We start from the raw sequence: 2317 nt of genomic DNA, 5'->3' as shown, positions 1-2317 counted from the left end.
TGCTTTCTATACTGAGTTGGGGAATTCTAGTCTATCAGACGAATATGTCTTTTTGGTTGCACTTCATTTTACAACGCAGGAATAAAGATTACTACTCTCTAAAGGACTTCTGATCTCTTGGTAAATTTCAAGTGCAAGTTAGCCAGTACCAAAACAATCTCTTGGGGTTTGTAATCAAGTAATTTTTTCGGGTAGTTATTTATCCAATGTTCAATGAATGCGACTAGTTCTCTGGTCGCATTTTGACTTCCTTTTGGCAACCAGCGGCGAACAAAACGGTTGTGATTCTCATTTGTCCCTCTTTCCCAAGAGGTATAAGGTTGGGCGTAATAGACATTCTCAGTGTTAAAAACGTCAGCTAGACGGCTAAACTCCTTGCCATTATCTGCTGTAATGGACTTGATGTCATAATCTAGTAAAATGGCTTTCAAATCTTCATTAACAGAGTCTGACTACTTATCAGGAATCAGGCGGATGATTTGATAAGGGCTTTTGCGGTCAGTCAGCGTGAGCAGGCACTCATTTTTGCCCGTGTCTGAATGACGGTGTCAATCTCGAAATCACCCATCCTTTCCCGCTTGTTAATGCTCTCAGGACGCTCCTCGATAGATTTTCCAGCAGACTTGAAATTTGGACTCGCCACTTTCTTCTTAGGCTTCGTCTTTCTAGGATAAAGCAGATTAGCCTTAGTCAGTCCAAGATGCCCATGATGAATCCAGTAGTAAATGGTTGAGCTAGGCACATCAACTTTTCCAGATTTCACCATCATCTCAGGCGAGTATTTTTGATTTAGATAATGGCTAATCGCTTCCTTCAGCTCCTTAGTGAGGTAGATTGGTTTAATTGATTTCTGACGTTTTTGTTTGTAGTTACTTTGAGCGAAGTCAGCTGAATAGACTAGCTCATACTTTCCCTTTCGCCCCTGTTGCCTAACAAGCCCTCGCCTGATGTCGTTGTTAATTGTTTGAGGAGCCTTAGCTAATCTTCTAGTTATTTCACGATTGGAGAAACCTTCCTTGAGCCAGCGCTCAATATGTCGACGGTCAGCTATTGTCAAGTGTTTCCCTTTTGGTGTATAATAGTTTTGGATCTCAGAAGCCTTCTAATTGTTGTTGTGGTTGATTACATTATATCTCCCTGAGATGCTTTTTCATACTCTCAAAATGGCTAACTTCATTTTAAAACTTTTAACTTCTAATCTCTTATAATCAAGACTAAAACAACACAAAAAGCCTTTAAATGACAAAAACACTAGAAATTTTTTCAATTTGTGATATAATTTACTATGTAAATGGGATAATTCCCAAAAAAATAATTAGGAGGCCTTAAAATGGCAATCGTTTCAGCTGAAAAATTTGTCCAAGCTGCTCGTGATAACGGCTATGCAGTTGGTGGATTTAACACAAATAACCTTGAATGGACTCAAGCAATTTTGCGTGCTGCAGAAGCTAAAAAAGCTCCTGTACTTATCCAAACTTCAATGGGTGCTGCTAAATACATGGGTGGTTACAAACTTTGTAAAGCACTTATTGAAAACTTAGTAGAATCAATGGGAATCACTGTTCCTGTTGCTATTCACCTTGACCACGGTCACTACGAAGACGTTCTTGAATGTATCGAAGTTGGTTACACTTCAGTTATGTTTGACGGTTCTCACCTTCCAATTGAAGAAAACCTTGAAAAAGCTCGTGTAGTTGTTGAAAAAGCACATGCTAAAGGTATCTCAGTTGAAGCTGAGGTTGGTACTATCGGTGGTGAAGAAGACGGTATCATCGGTGACGGTGAATTGGCACCAATCGAAGATGCTAAAGCAATGGTTGAAACTGGAATCGACTTCTTGGCTGCAGGTATCGGTAACATCCACGGACCATACCCAGCAAACTGGAATGGTCTTCACCTTGACCACCTTGAAAAAATTACAGCTGCTATCCCAGGAACTCCAATCGTTCTTCACGGTGGTTCTGGTATCCCTGATGATCAAATCCAAGCAGCTATCAAACTTGGTGTTGCTAAAGTTAACGTAAACACTGAATGCCAAATCGCATTTGCAAACGCTACACGTCAATTTGTACGTGAATACGATGCAAACGAAGCTGAATACGATAAGAAGAAACTCTTCGATCCTCGTAAATTCTTAAAACCAGGATTCGAAGCTATCACTGCAGCAGTTGAAGAACGTATCGACGTTTTCGGTTCAGCTAACAAAGCTTAATACGACTGCTTGTAGAATAAAAAATACTGGCTCTTTGTCAACTGTGGTGTGTTGATGAAAAGCTAAGTGCGAGAGAGAACGATTTTCGTTCTCTCTCTTTTGATA

General features: G+C 40.1%; 1 protein-coding gene and 1 pseudogene. One reads left to right on the top strand and one right to left on the bottom strand.

The features are described 5' to 3' along the window. Positions 1-98: 98 nt before the first annotated feature. A pseudogene (locus AALA56_RS09900) lies at positions 99-1090 on the bottom strand (IS30 family transposase). A 240-nt stretch (positions 1091-1330) separates the two neighbouring features. On the opposite strand from AALA56_RS09900, the gene AALA56_RS09895 reads away from it, so the two are divergent. After that, positions 1331-2212, top strand: coding sequence for a class II fructose-bisphosphate aldolase (locus AALA56_RS09895; RefSeq protein WP_164683686.1), 882 nt, complete (start codon positions 1331-1333; stop codon positions 2210-2212). The last annotated feature ends 105 nt before the right edge of the window (positions 2213-2317 follow it).

The organism is Streptococcus hyointestinalis, assembly GCF_041225505.1.
In the GTDB taxonomy this organism is placed as follows: domain Bacteria; phylum Bacillota; class Bacilli; order Lactobacillales; family Streptococcaceae; genus Streptococcus; species Streptococcus hyointestinalis_B.
This window is presented reverse-complemented; position numbering and strand designations above follow the sequence as displayed.

Coding starts and splice junctions, on each gene's coding strand:
- AALA56_RS09895 (WP_164683686.1), top strand. CDS start 1,331: ATGGCAATCGTTTCAGCTGAAAAATTTGTCCAAGCTGCTCGTGATAAC.